The 22,506-nt window shown below is 41.7% G+C and carries 13 protein-coding genes; all 13 read right to left on the minus strand.

Annotation, left to right across the window (positions count from 1 at the left end):
* Nucleotides 1-115 precede the first annotated feature (115 nt).
* Complete coding sequence (locus JHD45_RS10490; protein ID WP_199476469.1) at nucleotides 116-1,864, minus strand: lysophospholipid acyltransferase family protein; 1,749 nt, start codon at nucleotides 1,862-1,864, stop codon at nucleotides 116-118.
* 192 nt (nucleotides 1,865-2,056) lie between these two features.
* Entirely contained in the window at nucleotides 2,057-3,433 is a 1,377-nt protein-coding gene (gorA, locus tag JHD45_RS10495) for a glutathione-disulfide reductase (RefSeq protein ID WP_199476470.1), read from the minus strand.
* 58 nt (nucleotides 3,434-3,491) lie between these two features.
* Nucleotides 3,492-4,904 (minus strand): sensor histidine kinase, encoded by a 1,413-nt coding sequence (locus JHD45_RS10500; RefSeq protein ID WP_199476471.1) that lies wholly within the window; start codon nucleotides 4,902-4,904, stop codon nucleotides 3,492-3,494.
* On the minus strand, nucleotides 4,885-5,562 hold the full coding sequence (locus JHD45_RS10505; RefSeq protein WP_199476472.1) for a response regulator transcription factor: 678 nt from the start codon (nucleotides 5,560-5,562) through the stop codon (nucleotides 4,885-4,887). Before JHD45_RS10505 ends, JHD45_RS10500 begins: the two co-directional genes overlap by 20 nt.
* Nucleotides 5,563-5,659: 97 nt before the next feature.
* Nucleotides 5,660-6,433, minus strand: coding sequence for a 4'-phosphopantetheinyl transferase family protein (locus tag JHD45_RS10510; RefSeq protein ID WP_199476473.1), 774 nt, complete (start codon nucleotides 6,431-6,433; stop codon nucleotides 5,660-5,662).
* A gap of 3 nt (nucleotides 6,434-6,436) precedes the next feature.
* Nucleotides 6,437-7,441, minus strand: coding sequence for an HlyD family secretion protein (locus JHD45_RS10515; protein ID WP_199476474.1), 1,005 nt, complete (start codon nucleotides 7,439-7,441; stop codon nucleotides 6,437-6,439).
* 33 nt (nucleotides 7,442-7,474) lie between these two features.
* Complete coding sequence (locus JHD45_RS10520) at nucleotides 7,475-8,491, minus strand: NADP-dependent oxidoreductase (protein ID WP_199476475.1); 1,017 nt, start codon at nucleotides 8,489-8,491, stop codon at nucleotides 7,475-7,477.
* Nucleotides 8,492-8,543: 52 nt separating this feature from the next.
* A complete protein-coding gene (locus JHD45_RS10525; RefSeq protein WP_199476476.1) occupies nucleotides 8,544-9,161 on the minus strand; it encodes a hypothetical protein in 618 nt (205 codons plus the stop codon).
* A complete protein-coding gene (locus JHD45_RS10530; RefSeq protein ID WP_233407762.1) occupies nucleotides 9,161-10,738 on the minus strand; it encodes an MDR family MFS transporter in 1,578 nt (525 codons plus the stop codon). Before JHD45_RS10530 ends, JHD45_RS10525 begins: the two co-directional genes overlap by 1 nt.
* Nucleotides 10,739-10,836: 98 nt before the next feature.
* On the minus strand, nucleotides 10,837-14,952 hold the full coding sequence (locus tag JHD45_RS10535) for a non-ribosomal peptide synthetase (RefSeq protein ID WP_199476478.1): 4,116 nt from the start codon (nucleotides 14,950-14,952) through the stop codon (nucleotides 10,837-10,839).
* 137 nt (nucleotides 14,953-15,089) lie between these two features.
* On the minus strand, nucleotides 15,090-20,597 hold the full coding sequence (locus JHD45_RS10540; RefSeq protein ID WP_199476479.1) for a type I polyketide synthase: 5,508 nt from the start codon (nucleotides 20,595-20,597) through the stop codon (nucleotides 15,090-15,092).
* A gap of 79 nt (nucleotides 20,598-20,676) precedes the next feature.
* A complete protein-coding gene (locus tag JHD45_RS10545; protein ID WP_199476480.1) occupies nucleotides 20,677-20,943 on the minus strand; it encodes an acyl carrier protein in 267 nt (88 codons plus the stop codon).
* A 14-nt stretch (nucleotides 20,944-20,957) separates the two neighbouring features.
* The gene (locus JHD45_RS10550) at nucleotides 20,958-22,454 is read right to left on the minus strand and encodes a non-ribosomal peptide synthetase (protein WP_199476481.1); all 1,497 of its coding nucleotides are present in this window, start codon (nucleotides 22,452-22,454) and stop codon (nucleotides 20,958-20,960) included.
* Nucleotides 22,455-22,506 lie beyond the last annotated feature (52 nt).

Here is a 22,506-nt window from a genome sequence, read left to right on the forward strand (position 1 = left end):
ATTAAAAGCTCAACAATCAAGCAATCGAAATAAAGATAACCGTTATAGAGAAAATGCATGCACTATCCTGCCTCCACTGAGCTGAGCGAACTAGAGAGGCAGAATGTCCTGCGACTTAAGCGTCTTTCGATAAATAAACTTGCGCTTCATGCTGTCCCATATACTTCGCAAGTGTTGATAAAGGAACGCTTTTAATATCGACAACGATTAGCCCATCCAAGCAATCATGAAAGGCTGGATCGACGTTAAAACATACAAGTTTACCATTCATTTTAAGGTACTGACGTAATAGAACAGGTACACCTTTTCCTTGATCAAGTCGAGAGACCACTTTTGATAAAAGCGACACACTGGTCAAAGAAGACAACAAATTTGGCTGCCAAAATGCATTGCCACTTTTTCTCATAGGTGAAAGCGGTGATACTAAATTGGCTTTTTCTTGATCGTAATAATGAATAGACAGGGTTTCGGCAAGAAGCTGCCGAGAAATCAGACTATAATCATTACTGATACTCACCGGACCGAATAAATGAGTATAGCTAGGGTTGAGAGACACAAAACGAGCAATCCCCTTCCATAACAGCAATAGAGAATTAAGGCTTTTTTGATAAGGGAGTGCGACCACAGAGCGCCCTATTTCTAAACTCTTATCAAGAGACTCAATAAAGGCTTGGTCATAATTAAACAGACTTCGTGAATAAAGACCATCTAATCCTTTTGTTTCAATCAATTTATCGACTTGACCCAAACGATAGGCCCCAACAATTTGTTTGTCGTGTTTATGCCATACGAACAACTGATGGTAGTAAGCATCATAATCATCAATATCACAAGACTGCCCACTGCCTTCACCCACCGCTCGAAAACATACCTCTCGGATTCGTCCAATCTCTTGCATTAAGTTCGGAATATTTTGAGTGTATGAGCAATACACCTCATAGTCACCTTGACTCAACAGCAAATCGGTATCAGGTAGCTGTGCGATTTCCTTTTCTAGTACCCCAGTATCTAATGCATCAATGATCGGAAGATCGTGAGCCTGCGTAGATGTTTTTGGTGCCTCTTTATGCTGAGACCCCATCAAATAGGTATTCAGCCGAAAATAGTTCACCATGTCTTTGTCATTTGCAAACTCATTGACTTCGGAAAATGCAATAGGACTACCAATGGAAATTGAAATACGGCTTAACTTTTTATTAAGCAGTTCACGCCCCAGCAAAGCCGTTCTTAACAATGGGTGAATACGTCCCGCTCCATAAAACAAAGCACTGTTTTTACCATTAATAAAAATCGGAACCGTGGTCGCTTTGCTGTACTTGACAAACTTAGCAACCGAATTACGCCATTCGATGTCCAATAATTGCTTGGACCCTTTCGCATAAGAAGAAACTTCTCCTGCCGGAAAAATAATCAGCAGTCCTCCTTCAGCAAGATGCTTATTGGCATCAACAATAGCACGGCTGTTGGTTTTTTTTGCCTTAGCCCCTCCAAACACATTCACACCAATGAACAACTCTCGAATTTCAGGGAGTCGTTTGAGCATTTCATTTGCTAACACCTTGACATCAGGACGAATCGAACCAATCAACTCAGCCAAAATCACCCCTTCAATAGCACCAAGAGGGTGATTTGCCACAATTACAACTGGCCCTTCTTTTGGAATATTATCAATAGAGCCTAACGACACCTCATATTCAATATTGAGTGCTGACAAGGTATAACGCATAAACTCAAAACATGATAACCCTTGAGGCCGTTGCTGATAAAGACGATCTAACTTGGCTAATCCCGTAGCCCATTCAACTATGGATTCACCCACACCAAATGGTGTGATGTGAGGCAAACGAAAAGGACTGCAACTCATTTTTTTCCCTTATTCTGCATGAGCAATACTAAAAAAAACAATTTGGTCAGGTTACATCTAGCATAATAAAGACACAACCAAACAAAACGCCGCATTGCCCACTCATTATATTCTACAAATGTTTTGAGCAATTAAAAAAGTGCACACACGGCACACTTTTTTCATATTCAGCAGTATTGAGTGAGAAAATGATCACTTGCGAGGCTTTAACGCTCCTTCTGAGAAAGTCACAAACTCTTCCGCACTTGTTGGGTGCACACCAACCGTCGTATCAAAATCTGCTTTAGTCGCGCCAGCTTTCAACGCCACCCCCAAGCCTTGAATGATTTCGCCTGAGTAATCCCCTACCATATGTACACCAATGACCTTATCGTCCGAATTACTGACCAGCAACTTCATCAAAGCCCGTTCAGTACTGCCGCTAAGCGTGTGCTTCATCGGACGAAAGTCCGTTTGATAGACTCGAAAATCCAAGCCTCGAGATTCAGCATCTTGCTCCGTTAAACCAACCGTACCAATGGATGGCTGACTAAAAACAGCGGTAGGAATATTATCATAGTCAAAATCGATCTCTTTACCATCAAACCAGTAATCAATCAGTGCCATCGCTTCTTTGATCGCGACAGGTGTCAACTGAATATTATCGGTGACATCACCAAGAGCGAAAATACTTGGTACACTGGTAGTGAAGTTATGGTCAACCTTGATTGCTCCATTATTTGATGTTTCTAAGGCAACGTTCTCTAGCGCTAAACCACCCACATTTGGTACACGTCCAGTGGCGTATAATACCAACCCAAACTCATCATGGCTGCCATCTTTAAAATGCACAACTCGGTGACTCGACTCATTCGCAGGATCCACTAATTCAATGCGCTCAACATCAGTATTTAAGCGCACATCAATACCTGATTTTCTATATTCTTCACAAGCAAAATCACGTACATCTTGATCAAACCCTCGAAGCAACTGTTCGCCACGATAAATTAACGTGGTGTCAACATTCAAGCCATTAAGAATGCCTGCAAATTCCACGGCAATGTAGCCGCCACCAACAACCAGTGCTTTTTCAGGAAGTTCGTCTAGATAGAACATTTCATTAGAGCTCACCACCCATTGTTTACCATCAAACTCAGGGATAAAGGGCCTCGCTCCAACTGCAATGAGAATTTTCTCTGCCGTATAGTGAACCCCATTCACGGACACTGTATGATCATCAATAAACGAGGCAAAACCTGAAATTATCTCAACACCAGCCTTTTCAAGCATCATTTGATAAATGCCATTTAAACGCGCAATCTCATTGGTTTTGTTGTCTCTTAAAGTGGCCCAATCAAAGCTCACACCATCATACTTCCAACCGTAACCAGCGGCCTGCTCGACACCATGACCAAACTCCGAACCATAAACGAACAGTTTTTTAGGAACGCAGCCAATATTAACACAGGTCCCACCTAACGAACTGCCTTCCGCGACCGCCACTTTATAGCCTTTTGAAGCGGCAACACGAGACGCACGAACCCCACCAGAGCCAGCACCAATAACAAACAAATCATACTGATAAGACATTTTTCGACTCCAAATTGTGTCATGAAATAATTTGCAGCAAGTTTAACAGCCCTACTCTCTAAGAAGAAGGTATCCGTTCATTCCTTACTTTGGGCAAAGTCACAACAAAGGCTAAAAAGTCATTTTTTGATGTGATCTCTATATGCCCTTGGTGTAAATACACAATGCGTTGAACAATGGCCATACCGAGCCCAACACCATTCACTTTGTTTTTAGTTTGACTTCCACGAAAAAACCGTTCGAAGACCCGATTAATCTCTTCTTGAGACATCCCAAGCCCATTATCAGTCACCGCGATACGAATCTTGTCATTCTCTTCCCTAATGTCGACACAAATACTGGAACCTTCCCCCGAGTAACGGATGGCATTATCAATTAGATTACGAAACAAACACCCAAGAAAAATTTCATTTCCTTGAATTTCCAAGGTTTGTCCTTCGGTTTCAAGCGTAATTTTTTGACTCTGTTTGAGCGCTAGTGGTACCAATTCGGCAATCACCTCCTGTAAAAGTGAAGTGAGGTCAACAGCATGACTAAAATCTATCAGCAAACCATTATCCACTTTAGCAAGTGTCAACAGCTGCTCTATGGTCCTTTCAGAACGCTTAATACTTCGTTTAATCTGCTCTAAATGATAGGCTCTTTGTTCTAGGTCGGTAGTCTGCAAGGCATTTTCAGCATTAAGCATTATCACTGCCAACGGCGTACGTAGTTCATGAGCCGAATCTTGATTAAAGCGTTTTTCTCTTTTCCATGCGGCATCTACCTCATGAAACAAAAAGTTTAAGCGTTCGATAAAACTATAGAGTTCCGTCGGCACGTTTTTCGTATTAAGGGGTGTCAGGTTAGTAATTGACTTTCTGGAAACTTCCTTTTCTAGCCGATTAATCGGAGCAAACAGACGATTTGTCAATAAAACCAGCAACAAACACAAAAAGGGGGTAGTGATAACAAGGGGAGCAATCGCAGGAATAACGATTTTTTCTTCTACTTCGGCACGCAAATGCATGTCTTCTCCAAACCAAAGCCACATAGGGAGCCCAGTTTGTGGATCCGTCAGTCTCATTGTTACTCCTCGCCAGATTCCCTTATGCCTTGGGTCTTTTATATTATCGAACCCTAGATGGCGCATTTGGATCAGATCTTCTGGAGGGGCGTTTTTGGACCTTGCTAATACTTTGCCATTAGAATCCAGCAAAAGATATGAATAACTTTGTGAAGTGGATTCATTTTTCATGGTATCACCAACCACTTTTTCAGCATCAAAATCACACCCTTTTTTTGCTGAGGAATTGGTTAGCAAAAGCAGCGTGAGAAGCTTTTCATTAATCTCCTGAAAGTGATCATCATTGACTTCCAAGATGGCTTGACGTGTACCAACATAAACCCAAATAGCTGAGACGGTAATCACCGCTAAGCAAAGAAGTACACTGGTAAAAACAAGGCGACGCTTAACGGAGTGTAACTTCATGCTCTTGTTGGATGATATATCCAACACCTCTTATATTTTTAATCGAACCTTTAGGCATTTTCTTTCTGAGGTTATGAATATGAACCTCTATCGAATTCAGACCCGCACTTTCATCCCAACCATGCATATTTTGCAAAATTTGCGTTTTACTAAATACACGGCCGGCATTAGTTATCAAATATAAGAGTATCTTGAACTCATTGGGGGTTAAGTTAATTTGTTCATCAGCCACCATGACTTTATGAGAGGATAGCGATACAGCAATATCACCGACAACAATGGTATCATCCGCAACACCAGCTGAGCGCCTAATGATCGCATGAATTCTTGCTAATAACTCTTCAACCTGAAAAGGCTTAGTCAAGTAATCATCTGCTCCATGATTAAGAGCATAAACTCGATCATTCAACTCATCTCTAGCACTTAGTATAAGAACTGGAGTTTTGTTTGCTTTACTCCTGAGCTCTTTTAAAACAGTGAGGCCGTTAATACCAGGTAAAGAAATATCTAAAATGACAAGCAAAAAACATTCTGTTTGTAATGCGTGTAAGGCACTTTCCCCATCCTTAACCCAGTCAGCAGCATACTGACTCTTGTTTAATGAGTCAGTAATGGCTTTTCCTAGCATAATGTCATCTTCGACTAATAATATACGCATAGCTATCATCCTTGTATCATCTATAACATCGCAGCAGTATAAAATCTGTAGAAATAGCTTTTAATCGATTTTAAATCCTTATAAAACCCCCATCCTTTTAAGTGTCAACCTTGTCGAATATAAGTGTCATAATCATCTCTCCCTGAATGGAAAACTGACAATTTAGTATTTTTTTGATTCCTGACTTTTCAATTAAAAAAGGCGATAAAGCAAAGTATAATATTTGCCTCTCTCGATCAATTTTTACTAAGTTGGCCTCCTCAAAACCAAAGTATTCACCAACAAGAGGGTACAAAGCTTTGAAAATACTCTCTTTAGCTGAAAAAATAAGAGTCAAATCAACCTCGTTACTAAACCCAATATTCTTCATATACATTATTTCATCGGAAGTAACAATAGAGTTTTCAATTTCCTGACATGTCTCAAGGGTTAATATTTTTTCAACATCAATTCCCAGATAATAATTAGCAGAAGGTAAGTGTGCCATAACACAAGCAGCTATATTTTGACTGTGCGTAATCGAACCAAGCACGCCATTTGGCCAAACAGGGCGACGGTCAGGACCTATTATTACCTCAACGTCTTTTAAATCGTCGCTCCCTTCTTTTAGTAGCATTTGTTTAGCGAGATAACGACCTGCTAAAAATTCTGCACGGCGTGACACCACTACCCTTTCTAACGATAGAGGAAAACGAATCCCTAATTCAAAAAAGAGAGAGTCACAATATAACGAAGGGTTAAACTGACAAGAAGAAAGACATATAGGTCCTAAATCAAAATATTGCTCCTTGCAAATAAACTCATCACCACAAATATCTGGCCAATCAGAGCAGATCGGCATAAGACAATTTTCAGGTAATCTAAAATCCACAGGCTAATTCCTTGTATCAACTGTAACAACCGCAGATAGTCCGCTATCTAAATGAACAGGCTTATCGAAAACAATTCTAATAGGAACACGCTGCACCACTTTAGTAAAGTTGCCTGTGGCATTATCAGCAGGTAACAGTGCAAAAGTCGATGCGGTTGCAGGAGCAATACTCTCTACTCTCGCCTTAAAAATTTTACCTGGATAAGCATCAATCGATACGTCAACCGCCTGACCTTTATGCATCCTCGCTTTTTGGGTTTCTTTAAAGTTGGCGTTCACCCAAGGGGTTTCATCTGAGACAAGGCTCACAACAGATTGCCCAGGTTGCGTCATCATCCCCACCTGAAGGTTGCTATTACTCACAGTACCGTCAATAGGGGCAATAATACGAGTATAACCAAGTGATAAGATAGCCTGAGATAAATTGGCCTTAGCTTGTTTCACCATGGCTTTTGCTTGGTCAATTTTACTTTGCAAAACCTTTAGATTATCCTCCTGCGTTTTTAAACTCGCTATGGCTTGCCAATAATCCGCTTGATCAATATGAAACTCGGAAGCACTTTGATCAATGTCCTTCTTAGAGACAAAGTTTTGCTTTTCCAACGACTGTAAACGCTTATACTGCTCAAGGGAATTACTGTACTTGGCCTTCATAGAATCCACTTTACTCTGGTACTCACGAATCACACTTTTTTGCATCTGATAAGACGCTTTCGCATTAGATAATTGAGCGATACTCTGATCCAAAGCCGCCTCAGCAAGCTTTTTTTTAATAACAAACTCACGATCATCTAATAGCGCTAATAAATCCCCTTTTTTAACTTTCTGATTATTAATGAAATTAACTTTAATAACTTGAGCATTAATGTGCGAGCTCACATTGGTAATATCAGCTCTGACATAAGCATTATCTGTAGATTGAAAATAGCGGGCATAATAATACCAGTAGGCACCTCCCGCCATGGCCATCAAGGCAATAGGAATGACAATTTTAGCTATTTTTTTCACAATAACGCCAACTCATTTTAAAGTTAAATCATATTAAACATGTACTAATGCTTTACCCAAATGCTTACCTTGTAACATATTAATAAATGCAGTTGGCGCATTTTCTATGCCTTCAGTAATGGTTTCTCGAAATTGAATCTTCCCTTTTTCTACGGCATCAACTAACCACAAAACCGCTTCGGGAGACTCATTCATCCATTCAGTAACAAGGAAAAAACGGTTTTCTGGAGATGACGGTAGTGATGAAAAAAAACGAGATAATGTCGCACTGTCGACATCTTTATCTTTGTCATATAAAGAAGCGCTTCCGCAAATAGGTACTCTAGAACCTTCATTGAGATAACGAGCAACAATAGACGACACTCGTCCCCCTACATTTTCAAAATAAATATCGACACCGTCTGGGCAGAACATCTCAATCGATTCTGCTAAATTATCTTCCTTATAATTAATGCAAGCATCGAATCCCAAGACATCAACAACATAACGGCATTTTTCTTGGGTTCCTGCAATGCCAACAACACGGCATCCCGCCATTTTTCCTAATTGGCCAGCGACGGCCCCTACCGCTCCGGATGCGGCTGATACCACAAGTGTTTCGCCTCTTTTGGGCTTACCAATCTTGCGTAACCCAAAGTAAGCCGCCAAACCTGGTGTACCGGCTACCGTTAAAAACAAACTGATAGATAAGCGTGTTTCGGGTAAATGTTTTGTTAGAAAGTCTGCATCACTGGATATATAGTACTTCTGCCACCCTGAGAAAGTCGCAACATAATCACCCACTTTATAATTCGGATTTCGTGAATCTATGACTGTCCCTACCGTTTCCCCTTGGATAGCTTCGCCAAGCTTAATAGGGTCTACATACGCGGTGTACTCATTCAAACGTGGCCGTGTATAAGGATCCATTGAGAGAAAATTGTTCTCCACCAGAAACTCGCCTTCTTTCAACTCACCAACAGGACGATCTTCTAACCGAAAGTTATCAATGGACGCTTTACCAGTAGGGTGACTATGCAAGACAATAGTCGGATTTTGAAATTCATTCATCAAGAAACTCCCTTTAAAAATTTATTAAAAACGTAAAAGTCATATTTCACATTTAAGCTATTTTCGTTGTAGACCAACGTAATCTAGGCCAATAAACACTAAACGCAATCATAATCAATGTTAATGGCCATGAAAAAAGAAAAACAAAATCATTTGATAAATTTGGTTGAGTTTTATAAATAAAAATAACCATAACCGCTTTAACAATATAAATAAGCATCCATACCAAAGAAATTTCTTGCCACACTCGGCAATATTTTGGTGTTCCATAGGAAGGCAATTGACTTAGCCTTGGCATGGCATTTTCTGCTTGAGTTCGAATAACAGGACGCCCAATCAAAGAATAAAACCCAAACACTAATACAACAGAAAAAGCTCCTCCGACTGATAAAAAAACGCCTTCTTCATTAATTCCAAAAAAACTATAACCATTAAGATAAAGATAATGAATCACACCGGAGAAAATAATAATTGAAATAATGGAGAATGAGCCAGGACGTTTACTAAAGACTTCTAATAATCCTGAATAACAGGCTGTCAAAATAACCGCCATGCCTGCACCAAATCTCCAAAATACAATATTATAAATAAGAATCGGAATAATAATAGTCAGTCTTGCTTCCGATGACATCAGATAAGCCATGATGCTAGATTGTTTTTTACCAGTCATTATTCATCTCCCTTTTTCAAATAGAGTTGAAACTCTCGATTTGAAAACAATACCATCATAGCGGTTCCAAACATCATAACCCCCATAATAAAAAAGAGATTATTGAATGCCATTATTTCTGCTTGTTTAATCATTCTATTTCCCATTAAACCTATTGCTACCTTTTGTACATCCACCTGATTACTCGCAACACCTTGCGTTATTAAAAGGTGTTTAACATCAGAAAAATAATGATAAAGCACCTGACTCCCCTTCAATATAACTGATTTTACCCCATCAAAATGAACGTAAACCTGTGCTGAAAAATACGTCGTTAATATTGCTGTTCCCATCGAGCCACCTATACTACGAAAAACATTAATCAGCACAGCGGAAGACATAGCATCCTCTGCTTTAATATTTTGTGTGGCTAGCATGGATAGAGGAACCATAATAAACGGCTGCCCAACAGCACGAATCATCATAGACAAAACCATTTGAGGACCAGAAAAATTCAAATCCATATGGCAATTCATAAAGGCACTGATAGAAAGCCCTATAAAACCAATGCATATCAAATATTTAGGGTTGTAAATTCGCACTAAAAAGGGAATTAAAGGCAATACAATCAATTGAGGTAGCCCCATCCAAATAACCACATGCCCTATTTCCGTCGCGTTATAATCATGAACCATTGTCAAATAGTAAGGAACTAAAAACAATGTCCCGTATATGGCGACACCCAGCATAGAAAAAACAATCAAAGCATAAGAATACTGAAAATCTTTAAATAACCTTATATTAACAAGAGGGTTTGTACTGACTACTTGATCATAAATAAAAACAATAAAGCTAATAAAAGAAATGATCGACAATATACAAATCATATTGGAGTCAAACCAGCTCTCCTCTCTTCCTTTTTCTAAAATAACCTCTAGTGCACCTAAAAAAAGCATCACCGAAATCACTCCAACAAAATCTCCCTGCCGGATGATTTTCCAATTAACCTTAGGATGTTGAATTGACTGATATATCAATGTAAAAGCCAGTACAGATGGAATCGCATTTACATAAAAAATCGCCTGCCACGAAAAATGATTGGTTAACCAGCCCCCCAAAGCAGGACCGATTGCCGGTGCAAAAGTGGCAATTACGCTAAACATTGACATGCCAATAGCACGCTTCTCTCGTGGTAAAATCTCAATGATCAATCGAAACGACAAAGGAATCAGTGCGCCCCCTGCAAGCCCTTGAATGGCCCGAAAAACAATCATCGAATCCAAATTCCATGACCAGGAACACAAGGTAGATGAGACAAGAAAGCCAGTGATACAGCATAATGCATAACGCCCCGTCCCTAATGCTTTTGCCAACCATCCACATAAAGGAATCGCCACAATCTCTGCGGTAAAATATGACGTCATCAGCCATGAACTTTCATCCAAAGACGCCGACAAAGCGCCTTGAATGACCTTCATAGAAGAATTGGTTATCTGAATATCCAGTATAGCCATGAAGCCGCCAATCAGACCGCCAATGATAGCTAACCACTCTTTTTGAGTGACAGTGACATCCACCTTCGCTTGCTCAGCTGTCATTGTGCTCAAAGCACTTCTCCCTTGCCTATCACGCTAATGACAATGTTACCCATCTATCTACTAAATACCTGACCAAAGTTGCTCAGTCTCGGTTCTGCTTAAAGCAGAACCGATTTAAGCTGCTCTGCTAATGAGCGTATATTGGGTGGATTCATCATCGACAGATGATCGCCTTGCGCAGGAATAATAGTCACTTCTTGTTCACTATAGGCTTGCCATCCGAGACCAGGTTCATCAAGCTGCGTCCGCCCTTGCAAAATATCATTGGCTTCAGCAACAATGACGGAGCCTGAAAAACGTCTGCCCATGTAGCGATCAGTTGCGGTCATATGCGCCCATAGGATCCCCAAGAAATATTTAAAGTCATCGACACTAATATTATCTGGGACAAGATCTGCTTGCCGGAATCCATCTAAAAACACTTCTGTACGTTGTTCATCTGGCAACGCGGCCAGTGCCGAACTTGAGGTGTTAAACGAAATACCAGTAAAGAGTTCAACCTTATGAGCAAAATAAGCCAGTCTTTCGTGCTCTGACATACTTGCACTATTATCCACATTGACTTGTGGTGCAGGCTGATCAAAAACCACAACCGATGGTTCAATGCCATAAGCCTGATTAATCTGATAAGCCATTTCAAAAGCAATCGTGCCCCCTAGAGACCAACCACCGACTACCAACCGAGAATTAGAAGAAATAATACTTTGAACCTCTTCTAAATAATGGGCAGCCAAAGCCGTAATATCATGGTTGTATTCAGGATTATTTCTGAAGTCAGCAACTTGCACCCCATAGACGGGGTAATCGCCACCTAACTCTTGAACTAATTCGTGATAACAAAAAACATTACCGCCTGCAGGATGAACTAATAATAAAGTCGGCTTACTACCAACAAGACCCTCATTCAGCCTCACTAAAGACGAACCTAATTGATTCCCCGACTCACTATCCGTCATCTGCTCAATCAATGCCGATAGCTCAACAATACTGCTATTTTCAAACATTTGACCTAAATTGAGAGCGGTATTGAATGCCTTATTCACCTCAATGATTAATTTAATCGCACTAATAGAATTGCCACCAAGGTCTAAAAAGCCGTCGTGAATATCAATCTTGTCAATGTTTAGGGCATTCTGATAAAAGCCCAATAAGCGTGACTGTACATCCGTTTCAGGCTGGCTTACGGTACGCTGCTCGTCATGTCTTTTGTCTGTATTAGGCAGTGCGTGGTAGTTCACCTTTCCATTTGCCATCAATGGCATTGCATCCATCCAGATCCACGACTCTGGTAACATGTAATGTGGTAGTAGCTCTTTTAACGACTGCTTTAAAACATCTTGTTGTGCTAAGTTTTCAGCTGGGTTGTTGTCACACACCAGGTAAGCCATCAATGTGGAAGTACCATCACGGTATTCTTGATGCTTCACTGCTGCTTGGCGAACACCGGATAACGACATAAGAGCCTGTTCGACTTCTGCTAACTCAACACGGTATCCTCTAATTTTACATTGACGATCTAAACGCCCTAAATAGGCTAAGTTACCATCCGCTAGAAATCGTCCTTTATCACCTGTCCGATAAAGACGCTCACCCGCAACAAAAGGGTGCTCAATAAAACGTAGCTTTGTTTGCTCTGGAAGCCCAACATAGCCATTCGATAATTGACTCCCACCAATACAAATCTCACCTGGAATCCCCACAGGCACAAGCGCTTCATTCTCATCCAGGATTAACACATGGCAGCCATCTAACGGTTTACCAATGGGTACGGACTCAATATCCGACACTAGATCATTAGGTAGTAAGAAAGTAGATACGCCCACCGTTGTTTCTGTTGGGCCATAATGATTGATAATACGACAGGTCGGAGTCACGGTTTGGATGCGCTTTATCAGCGATACAGGTAAACGCTCACCACCAAGTACCAGCACGTCTCGAGGTAGAATCGCTCCGGCATCAGGCAAAGCCATTAAGGCGGACAAATGCGTGGGCGTAATCTTCATGCAGTCCAACGGATAAGACGATAGATACTCCACTAGGTAAGTAGGGTTTTCTAGCATATTTGCGGACATCACCACTAACTCTCCCATCTGAATCAGAGAGGGGAACAACATAGTATGAGCCAAATCCGTTGTGAAAGAAGAAAACATGCCATAACGCGCGCCCGAAGGCTGATTCAGCACTGGAATAATCGCATGGCAATATTGGCTGAGCTGGGCATGAGAGACACAAACACCCTTCGAAACACCTGTACTGCCAGAGGTGTAGATAATATAAGCGGGGGAATCAGGGGTTAGCGACGCGCTGTTAAACTCAACTAAGGAAGTCTCGCTGCCAGCCTTATCATTATTCGCAACATCTAACCACTGTATTCCTTGTTTTGAACTCAACCCTGAAAGAGAATCTGGCAGCCCACCTGCAACCAAGGCAAAAGAGACAGAAGCATCATCTAAAATATACGCTACTTTCGACTCTGGTAATGCAATATCCACAGGGACGTAACAACCACCAGCTTTCATAACTGCTAACAAAGCCGCGACAGAATGCTCACTTTTATCCATCAATATAGCAACAGACTGCCCCGCTTTTAAACCTAGTGATATTAGCTCTGATGCCAAATGGTTAGCCGCTGCATTAAGCCCACTATAAGTAAAAGAACGCTCTTCACAGCGTACAGCAACCTCTGTAGGGTTTGCTATGGCCTGCTCCTCAAAGAGTCGAAAAACTGGAGGGAATGTCTGAGCCTCGCTTGGTTGACATTTTTCGAGAAGATATTCTCTCTCCTCTGGGGTAACGAGAGATAATGACTTAACAGGTAATTGAGCGCGCTCAACAAACTCCATCAACAAGCTTTTAAAGCTAGCGAGCATTTTTTCAATAGTGTGGCGCTCAAATAAGTCAGTGTTGTAATTCAATGTGAAAACGAGGCCATCACCATCTTCCTCTACCCATAAATTCAAATCCAACTTTGAAACGCCGTAATCGACTTTAATTGGACTAAATGTGAACAATTCATGAGTATTGCGTGAATGTGGGTAAACCTGATAAGTAAGGACAGCTTGATACAGCGGGTTAATGCTTGGATCACTTTTATAGTGCAGCGCTTCTAAAATACGATTGAGTGGAATAGATTGATGTTCTGCCGCACTTTCACTTTCTGCCTTTGCTGCAGATACCAATTCTTCAAGCGTGGTATCTTTATCAATATGAAAACGCAGTGGCAAGGTGTTCATAAACAACCCCATCATCTCCTGCGTTTGAGACAGCATCCTATTGGCAAAAGGCACACCCAACACAATGTCTTGCTGCCCACTGTATTTATGCAACAGCATATGATAGGCCGCTAACATTAAATGAAAGGTCGTTGCTCCCTTTTTAGCAGCAAACGACTGAATCTCCTGATAGGCCTTTGCCTCTAAGGATAAACTGACAATCCCCCCTTCAAAAGACATTGTCTGCGGACGAGGATGGTCCGTTGCTAACTCAAGCACACCATGCACACCCTCAAGTTTTTTAACCCAATAGTCTAACCCTTGGTTAAACTTGCCCTCCTCATACCAACGACTCTCTTCAAGGGCATAATCAGTAAACTGTGGAACTTTTTCGTTCCCACCAAGATCAAAGTAAAGGCTCATAAACTCTTTAATGCACAAGCTCATTGTCCAACCATCTGAAATGATGTGGTGGAACGTTAGCATAATGACAGATTCGCCTTTATTCGTTTTTACCATATGCCATCGTACTAATGGCCCCTTTTCTAGGTCGAAGTTTTTACGCCCTTCTTCTCGAGCGACTTTCATAATCCACTTATCTTTCTCCACCTCAGCCCAATCAGAAATATCATCATAGGCAAAATCAAACCCGGCATTACTGTCGATACACTGGCTAGGTTCATCATCTACCAAACGAATAGTGGTACGAAAGATATTGTGCTTATTGGCTAAAGTATCGAGTGTTTTGCGGACTTTTTCTGGATCAAATTCATGGTCTAACCGACAGCGAATCGCAAACGGATTATTGTAAGCCTTATTATCATTAAGGAACTGATCTAAAGCCCACATGCCTTTTTGGGCATTAGTTAATGGAAAAACGGTTCGGCTTGATGATGAGTTGGCAGCATTTTGTGCTGCCGCTTTCTCCTTCTTCTCACGAGCTAACCGTTTAAGTTCTTCAAGCCCCTTAGAGCGAAGTATTTCATTTGTTTTCATATTCATCGGAAGCATGCCTTTTGCAGAGATGAAAAATGTTGGCTATATGATGATGCAAATCGGTACACCGATGTTCGCCATATAGCACAACGCTAGGTTTGCTATATGGCCTGAATAGATACTATTCAGGCATTCACATCACATTAGTCCTCTAGCAAAACTGACTCAAATGCGTCAAAAACCTGCTCTGATAAGCCTTTAATCGTTTGGTTTTTATAGAACAAATCCACCCGAATACCGACTTCGAACTTCGCCGAGACTTTCGACACGACTTGTACCGCTAGCAATGAGTTCCCGCCAAGCTCGACAAAGTTATCGTTCACACCAATGCCTGAAATACCAAGCACCGACTGCCAAACACTGGCTATCTCCTGCTCAATATCGTTTTCTGGAGCCACATACTCAACCGTTAGCTCTGGGCGTGTGTGCCCATTGCCCGCTTGCTCTTCCTGCACAGCAACCTCGTCTTCTTCATAGTCAGGACGCCCTTCAACCACCAGCTGATTAAGATCACTTGTCAACACAAAGAGCTGCTCAAACTCTAAATGCGAAAGTTGACGTTTAAGCGCATCCAACCCTTCGTAGAACAAGATATCCCGATCAGCCAGATCCAACTTCACAGGAGCATTTTGCCGCGCTGAATCACCATCACCATCGACTTGGTTGTTCTCACTCATTTTGACTAAGGTATAGTTTTCTAATACCAATAGTGGTTTGTTTTCGGCCGACAAGAAGACGACATCCACCATAATGGTATTGTCTTCATCTCTATAGGGCTGTTTCATACGAATATGAGCATAACAATCCACATCTAATGGCGCTAAGAAGCTGATATTGCCGTAACTAATAGGTAAGAAGTTCCCTTGTGTGATGTCATTAATACAACGAATTGATACCGCATCGACCAACGCAGGGTGGTAAGGATATCGAGCAAAATCCTCTTGGAATTCGCGAGACAAATTCTTATGAATTAACCACTCATCCTTGCCTTTATAAACCTCTTGAACACAATTCCAACGCTCACTTAGCGATAAGAAAGCCTCGCCGGTTAACGCATTCTTATATTCAAGGGAAAGTGGCTCAACGGGTAACTGAGTGGTACAGCGACCGCGAATCGCATCAAGAGAACCCACTTTGTCACTAACCGCTTCTTGTTTATTGCCGATACTACCAATAGCGTGCTCATCCCACTGAATATCTCTGACGCCACGGCTTCTCAAGCTGAAACTGTATCCCGCGCCTTCCGCTTTCACAAAAAGATGCAGCTGACGAGGCCATGCATGGTGATAAATCACGGGTTTGGTTAATAGCAAGCTTTTCACTTGCAAGGTTTCTTGCGGCTTAAACTCAGTGATTAAGCTATTCAATAAAGACAAGATAGTCGTTCCCACTAACGTAGGTTGTTCTGATAAGCGGTGCTCATCAATGACCCAGTCTTCGTTAACCGCTAGGTTAACAACATACTCCTCTTCCATGCCTTTACGGTTAAACAATTGCAGCAATGAACCGCTAGAGTCTTTGCTAATTTGATTTTTACCGTCTTTCTCATCCAGCTCTTTGATGTATTTAAACGCCATCCCCACATCGCCCCATTTACCCCAGTTAATCGCAACAGTACGACCACTGCGGCTCTGGTTACGATAATGAGCAAACGCATCTAAAAAGGCATTACCAGAACAGTAATCAATACGCGCACTGTCCCCGACCAATGAGGTAATAGAGGAGAACAAGATCAAAAAGTCTGGCTGACTGTCTTTTGTTAACTCATCAAGAAGCAAAGCGCCTTTGACTTTAGAGTCCAATACACTGGCACAGTCTTCATCTGTCTTAAGAGGGATAATACCGCCACCAGCGATACCAGCTGTATGGAAAATACCATCGACATGGTAGTAACTTGCAAATAAATCAGACATGCCTTGGTAATCACAAACATCTACCTCGACAAGGTCCACCTTATTGCCTTTACTTTCAAGATGCAGTATTCCAGCAAGCTTAGTACTCATTGTATCGTCAACTGGATGCTCTTTTATCCAAGTATGCCACTGATCGCGCGGCGGTAAACTGCTGCGATAAGTCAATACCAAGGTCGCATTACATGTATCGGCAATGTACTCGGCAACCAATAAACCTAGGCCACCTAGCCCCCCAGTAATAAGATAGACACCATCGTCTTTAAAGTTAGCGGGAAGGCCAGGAATATCTTGGCTGACTTTTACAGGTTGATAGTCTTCTTGGAAACGACAAGCACCACGATAAGCCACCAATTCCCCATGATTTTCGATCTTGCCTTCAGCAATCAAACAACGTGCGGCTTTTTCTATCGACCAATCCGCTTTCATTGGCCAATCAATATCAACAAGATGACATTGCACTTCGCCGTATTCATTATTGAAAACACGTCCTGGACCGACCAGCAAAGCTTTTTCAGGAGAAGACACCTTTTCCCCTGCAATACTGAAAATATTATTACCAACAAGAACGAGGTGCATATTCTTCAACACATCTTCGTTTACCAAGGCCTGCTGAAGATACAAAGGACTGTAGAAAGCATCTAATTCTCGTGTTCGGTAACCTTCAATATCAACGGTTTCATTGTCAGGAGACAAATTCCAAAGGTGAACCACTCGAACCGAGTCTGTCTCAAATTCTTTAACGGTTCTTAACACTCGAATGTAATCATCTCGGGAAGACGGATTAATGATAAAGCTGCTGGCTTTGCCAGTAGACAGAACATCTACTTGATAACTGTCGCCTTTAAACACGAGAACCACTTGATGACCCGCATCAGAAAGTTGACGATTTAGCTCATTCGCTACACCGTACTCATCAACGAACAATACCCAGCAGCTATTTTCACTATTGTGTCGTTTGCTTGCCAAAAATTCGGCTGGAACAGTTCGTTTCCAAGCTGGCATATAGAACCAATCGGCGATGTCATCTTTTTTGCGTTTTAAAGCTTGTTCATCCACAGCTGAAGATTGGGAAACCTGTTTACTTTCAGGCAATTTGAATGTCTTACGCTCAAACGGATAACCAGGTAATGAAATACGGCGACGTTCTTGTCCACCATAAAATGCAGCCCAATCGACAGCGACACCACAAGCCCATAATCCGCCAAGGGTTGCAACAAAATGCTCACCTGAAATAGACACTTCTTTTGCCGTCGGTAATGACGCTAAAATGTCCGCAGTAAACTCTTCGTCTTCACGTAAATGCTGTTTAGCCGCTGACTCTAAGGAACGGCCAGGACCCACTTCTAAACAAACCAACCCATCAAGGTAATCCGCCATTAATGTTTTAAACGCATGCGAGAAAAGTACCGGGTTTCTCACATGACGTACCCAGTAGTCACTATCTTGAGCAAGCTCATCCGTAATCCACTGACCATTCACGGACGAGACAAATGGAATGCTAGGCGCATGAAGCGCAATGCCATCAATCACTTCTTTGAAGGCTGGCAACATTGGATCCATCATACTGGAATGGAAGCCGTGGGAGGTATCGAGGTGTTTACAGAAAATACCCTCTTCCTCTAGCTCGTATTGGAAAGCTTTAATTGCCTCTAATTCACCTGCAATCACACACAATTCAGGGTAATTAACGGCAGCAATATCCAAATCACTATTTGCCAAGCGTTGAGTTAATGCCTCTTCATCCATCAGTACCGCTAACATCGCCCCAGCGGGTAACGCTTGCACCAATTGACCGCGAATAGCGACCGCTTTTAATGCATCTTGCAAAGAAAACACACCAGACAAACACGCGGCAACATACTCACCAACACTATGACCGATCATAATATCGGGCTTAATTCCCCAACTCATCCAAAGTTGTGCAAGGCTGTACTCCACTACAAATAATGCGGGTTGAGTGTATTGAGTTTCATTGATTTTCCCCGCCATTTCATCGTTTTCAGGGAAAATAATTGCTCTTAAATCCTGTCCCAGAATAGGGGTCAAATAATCACAGCACAGATCCATTTGTTGTTTAAACACATCGTACGTTTGGTACAGATCTGCTGCCATGTTCACGTATTGGTTACCCTGACCTGGAAACATAAATACTATAGGTCGACCACGTGACGTACTGGTTGTCGTAATAGGAGAGCTACTTCCCAATGCCTCAATTAATGAATCTCGGTCTTTACCAACAACCGCCGTTGAAAACTCAAACTGCTTACGTCCCACTTGCATGGTATAAGCTGCATCCGCAAGATTGGTATCAGGATTGGCTGAAAGAAACTGTGCAAAACGCTTTTTCATTTCATTCAGAGCTGAACGGCTGCGAGCTGAAAAAGGAATCACAACAGGAGAAGTATATTGTTCACTTGGCGCAAGTACTGGTGCAGTTTCGAGAATAACACAAGCATTGGTACCCCCAACGCCAAAAGAATTGACGAGCGCATTACTTGACTTACCCTCCTCATTAAACGTTCCTGTTTCTGTATGAATAACAAAAGGACTGCCTTCAAACTCAATATTAGGGTTAGGTGAAGCAAAGTGTAATGAGGCAGGCAATTTGCCCGTCTTAAGTGCCAATGAAGACTTAATTAAGCTTGCAACACCTGAAGCGGCATCTGTATGACCAATGTTTGTTTTAACCGAACCAAGACGACAAAATTGCTCTTTGTCTGTGTAATTACGGAATGTTTGAGACAAAGACGAAAATTCAATCGGATCTCCTAGCGCAGTTGCGGTGCCGTGAGCCTCAACAAAACGGATGTTTTCCACATCAATGTCTGAGTTTTTAATGGCTTGTTTAGCAACACTAACCTGCCCTTCAATACCCGGTGCGGTAAAGCCTGCTTTTAAACTGCCATCATTATTGATTGCACCACCTTTGATGACAGAATAAATATGGTCTCCATCTCGCACCGCATCCGTTAAACGTTTTAATAAGACAACGCCCACACCTCGACTAAAGACTGTACCATTGGCTCTTGAATCAAATGCATAACAACGACCATCAGCGGATTCCATACCGCCTTCCATGTATCTATAACCTTGACGCTCTGGTGTATCCACAGAAACACCACCGGCGACGATTAAATCACTTTCGCCACTGAGCAAGCTATTGACCCCCATCACAACAGCGACCAATGCCGTTGAACAAGCGGTTTGAACGTTGACACTCGGTCCCTTCAGATTCAACTTATAAGAGACACGAGTAGTAACATAATCCTTATCATTATTCGTGACGACTGATGCGCCACTAGCAAACTGACTGACACTGGGGTGTGATTGCACTTTATTAAGGTGCCACGCCGTTCCTGTTCCACCAAATACCCCGACTTTACCGGGATACGTAGAAGGCACATAGCCAGCATCTTCAAAAGCATGCCAACTTGTTTCTAGGAAAATTCGATGCTGAGGATCGGTAATTTCAGCATCCCGGGGTGTAAAATCAAAAAAGTGCGCATCAAAATCTTGCGCTTGGCCAATAATACCGCGACGAGGAATGTAATTTGGCGAAGCAATCAGTTCCTCATCTATGCCCGATTCCCGAAGCTCTTCATCCGTAAATGTACTGATCGTTTCAAGCCCTTCGGTGAGATTATGCCAAAAAGACGTAATGTCTTCTGCCCCAGGAAAGCGACCGGACATCCCTATGATCGCGATATCCCTATCACGTAATGTATTTTTCCCTTTCATTATTACACCTCTTGGTTTTGATTGTTTAAACATTCATCCAGAATATTCATACACATTTTCTAGAACATAATAAATGACATTATTTCGTCATTACCTTTGAATACTTTTTATAAATATTATGACTCAATGATTCGATCGTCGGATATTGAAACAATTCTACTATGTTAATAGGCATATTAAACTGTTTCTTTAATTCCCTATGTACTTTCGTCATTAACAATGAATTTCCTCCGGCTTCAAAAAAACTCTCATTGGCCGAAATTTTTTTCGACCCCAAAGTTGTTTTCCAAATAGAAGACACTTTATTTTCAATATCTAATTGTGTTAACAATGATGTATTTTGCATATAGTTGTATCCTTTCATTCAATCAAGCTCAGTGCATTTTTATTAATTTTTCCATTAGGAAGGGTAGGCAAACTATCAAATGAGTAATAACGATACGGCTGCATATAATAAGGCAACACTTTCGACAAGGCTTCTTTAATAGTTTGTAAATCATCAATATCTTTATTCGTAGGTGTATAAAATGCTTTTAAATAAGGAGAGGTTTTATTCGTGTCGTCCACAATAACCGCAGCCAGCGAAATATTTGGCAGGGCTTGAAGCTGAGCTTCAATTTCAGTTAACTCGATTCTATGACCTCGTAATTTGACTTGGTAATCCGCTCGACCATGAAATAACAGTACGCCATCCTCTCGCATACTAACCAAATCCCCTGTGCGGTACATTTTTTGACAAGGGTCTTGAGCAAAAGGGTTAGGGAGAAAACGTTCTTCCGTCAGTTCTTGCTGACCAATATAACCTTTTGCCAATGTATCCCCAGCGAGATATAGCTCTCCACAGTCTCCTATAGAGACTTCCTGAAGATTGTCATCCAAAAGGTAAATTTGAGCATAGGGAACGGGTTTACCAATAGGTACCATGGTTTCATTAAGATTAGGCAAACAGCGCCAGTGACAGGAAAATATCGTGGCTTCGGTCGGCCCATATAAATTATGAATCTTACCGGAAAACTGGGCCGCCAATTCGTCCACTAAGCGCTGTGATAACGCCTCTCCCCCAGAAAAAATATGTTCAAGTGAGGAGCATTGCTGAAGAACATTACTGTCAACCAGCGTTCGCAGGGATGTAGGAACAAACTGAGCCATGGTCACCTGATGTCGACGAACAGATTCCGCCAGTAGGACAGGATCGTATTTGGCTTCCTCGGCGATCAGAACACAGCTTCCACCAGAGATTAACGGCAAGAAAATTTCCCAGACAGACACATCAAAACTGATTGTTGATAAATTCAATATTCGACTGTTTTCAGACAGCTCAAACTCGCTTTTCATCCACAATAAATAATTGACCACTGTCCGATGGGAAAGCATCACTCCTTTAGGGTTACCAGAAGACCCAGAAGTAAAAATCACATAACACATGGCCTCCTCATCGAGATAAGACAAGGTTGGCGCCACGGGCAATGTAAAATCGACCTGATTAATATCTAAACGTAGACAATCACTATCCAGCCAATCCATCTCCTCAAAATTATCGCTCACAACAAGAGTCGTATTCGCGCGATTCACCATATAGGCCAAACGTTCTTCAGGATAATAAGGGTCTAGTGGAAGGTAACAGGCACCGGCTTTTAAAATCCCCAATAACACCGCTACCAAATTCTCGCCTCGGTTCATGTATACACCAATCACATCGCCACTTTGGATGCCACCATTTATTAATATTTGACTAATAATATTGGCCCGTTGATCCAACTGACGATAGGTCATGGTTCCGCTATCACTCCGTAAAGCAATAGTATCTGGAGTATTATTTTTTTGTTCGGAAAAATAATGATGAATTAACTTTAACATTCCTATCCATTCCTTTTGATAGATGTGCCAGGAGTAACCAAGTACAAAATCT

Source organism: Marinomonas spartinae (genome assembly GCF_016461715.1).
Lineage (GTDB): Bacteria > Pseudomonadota > Gammaproteobacteria > Pseudomonadales > Marinomonadaceae > Marinomonas > Marinomonas spartinae_A.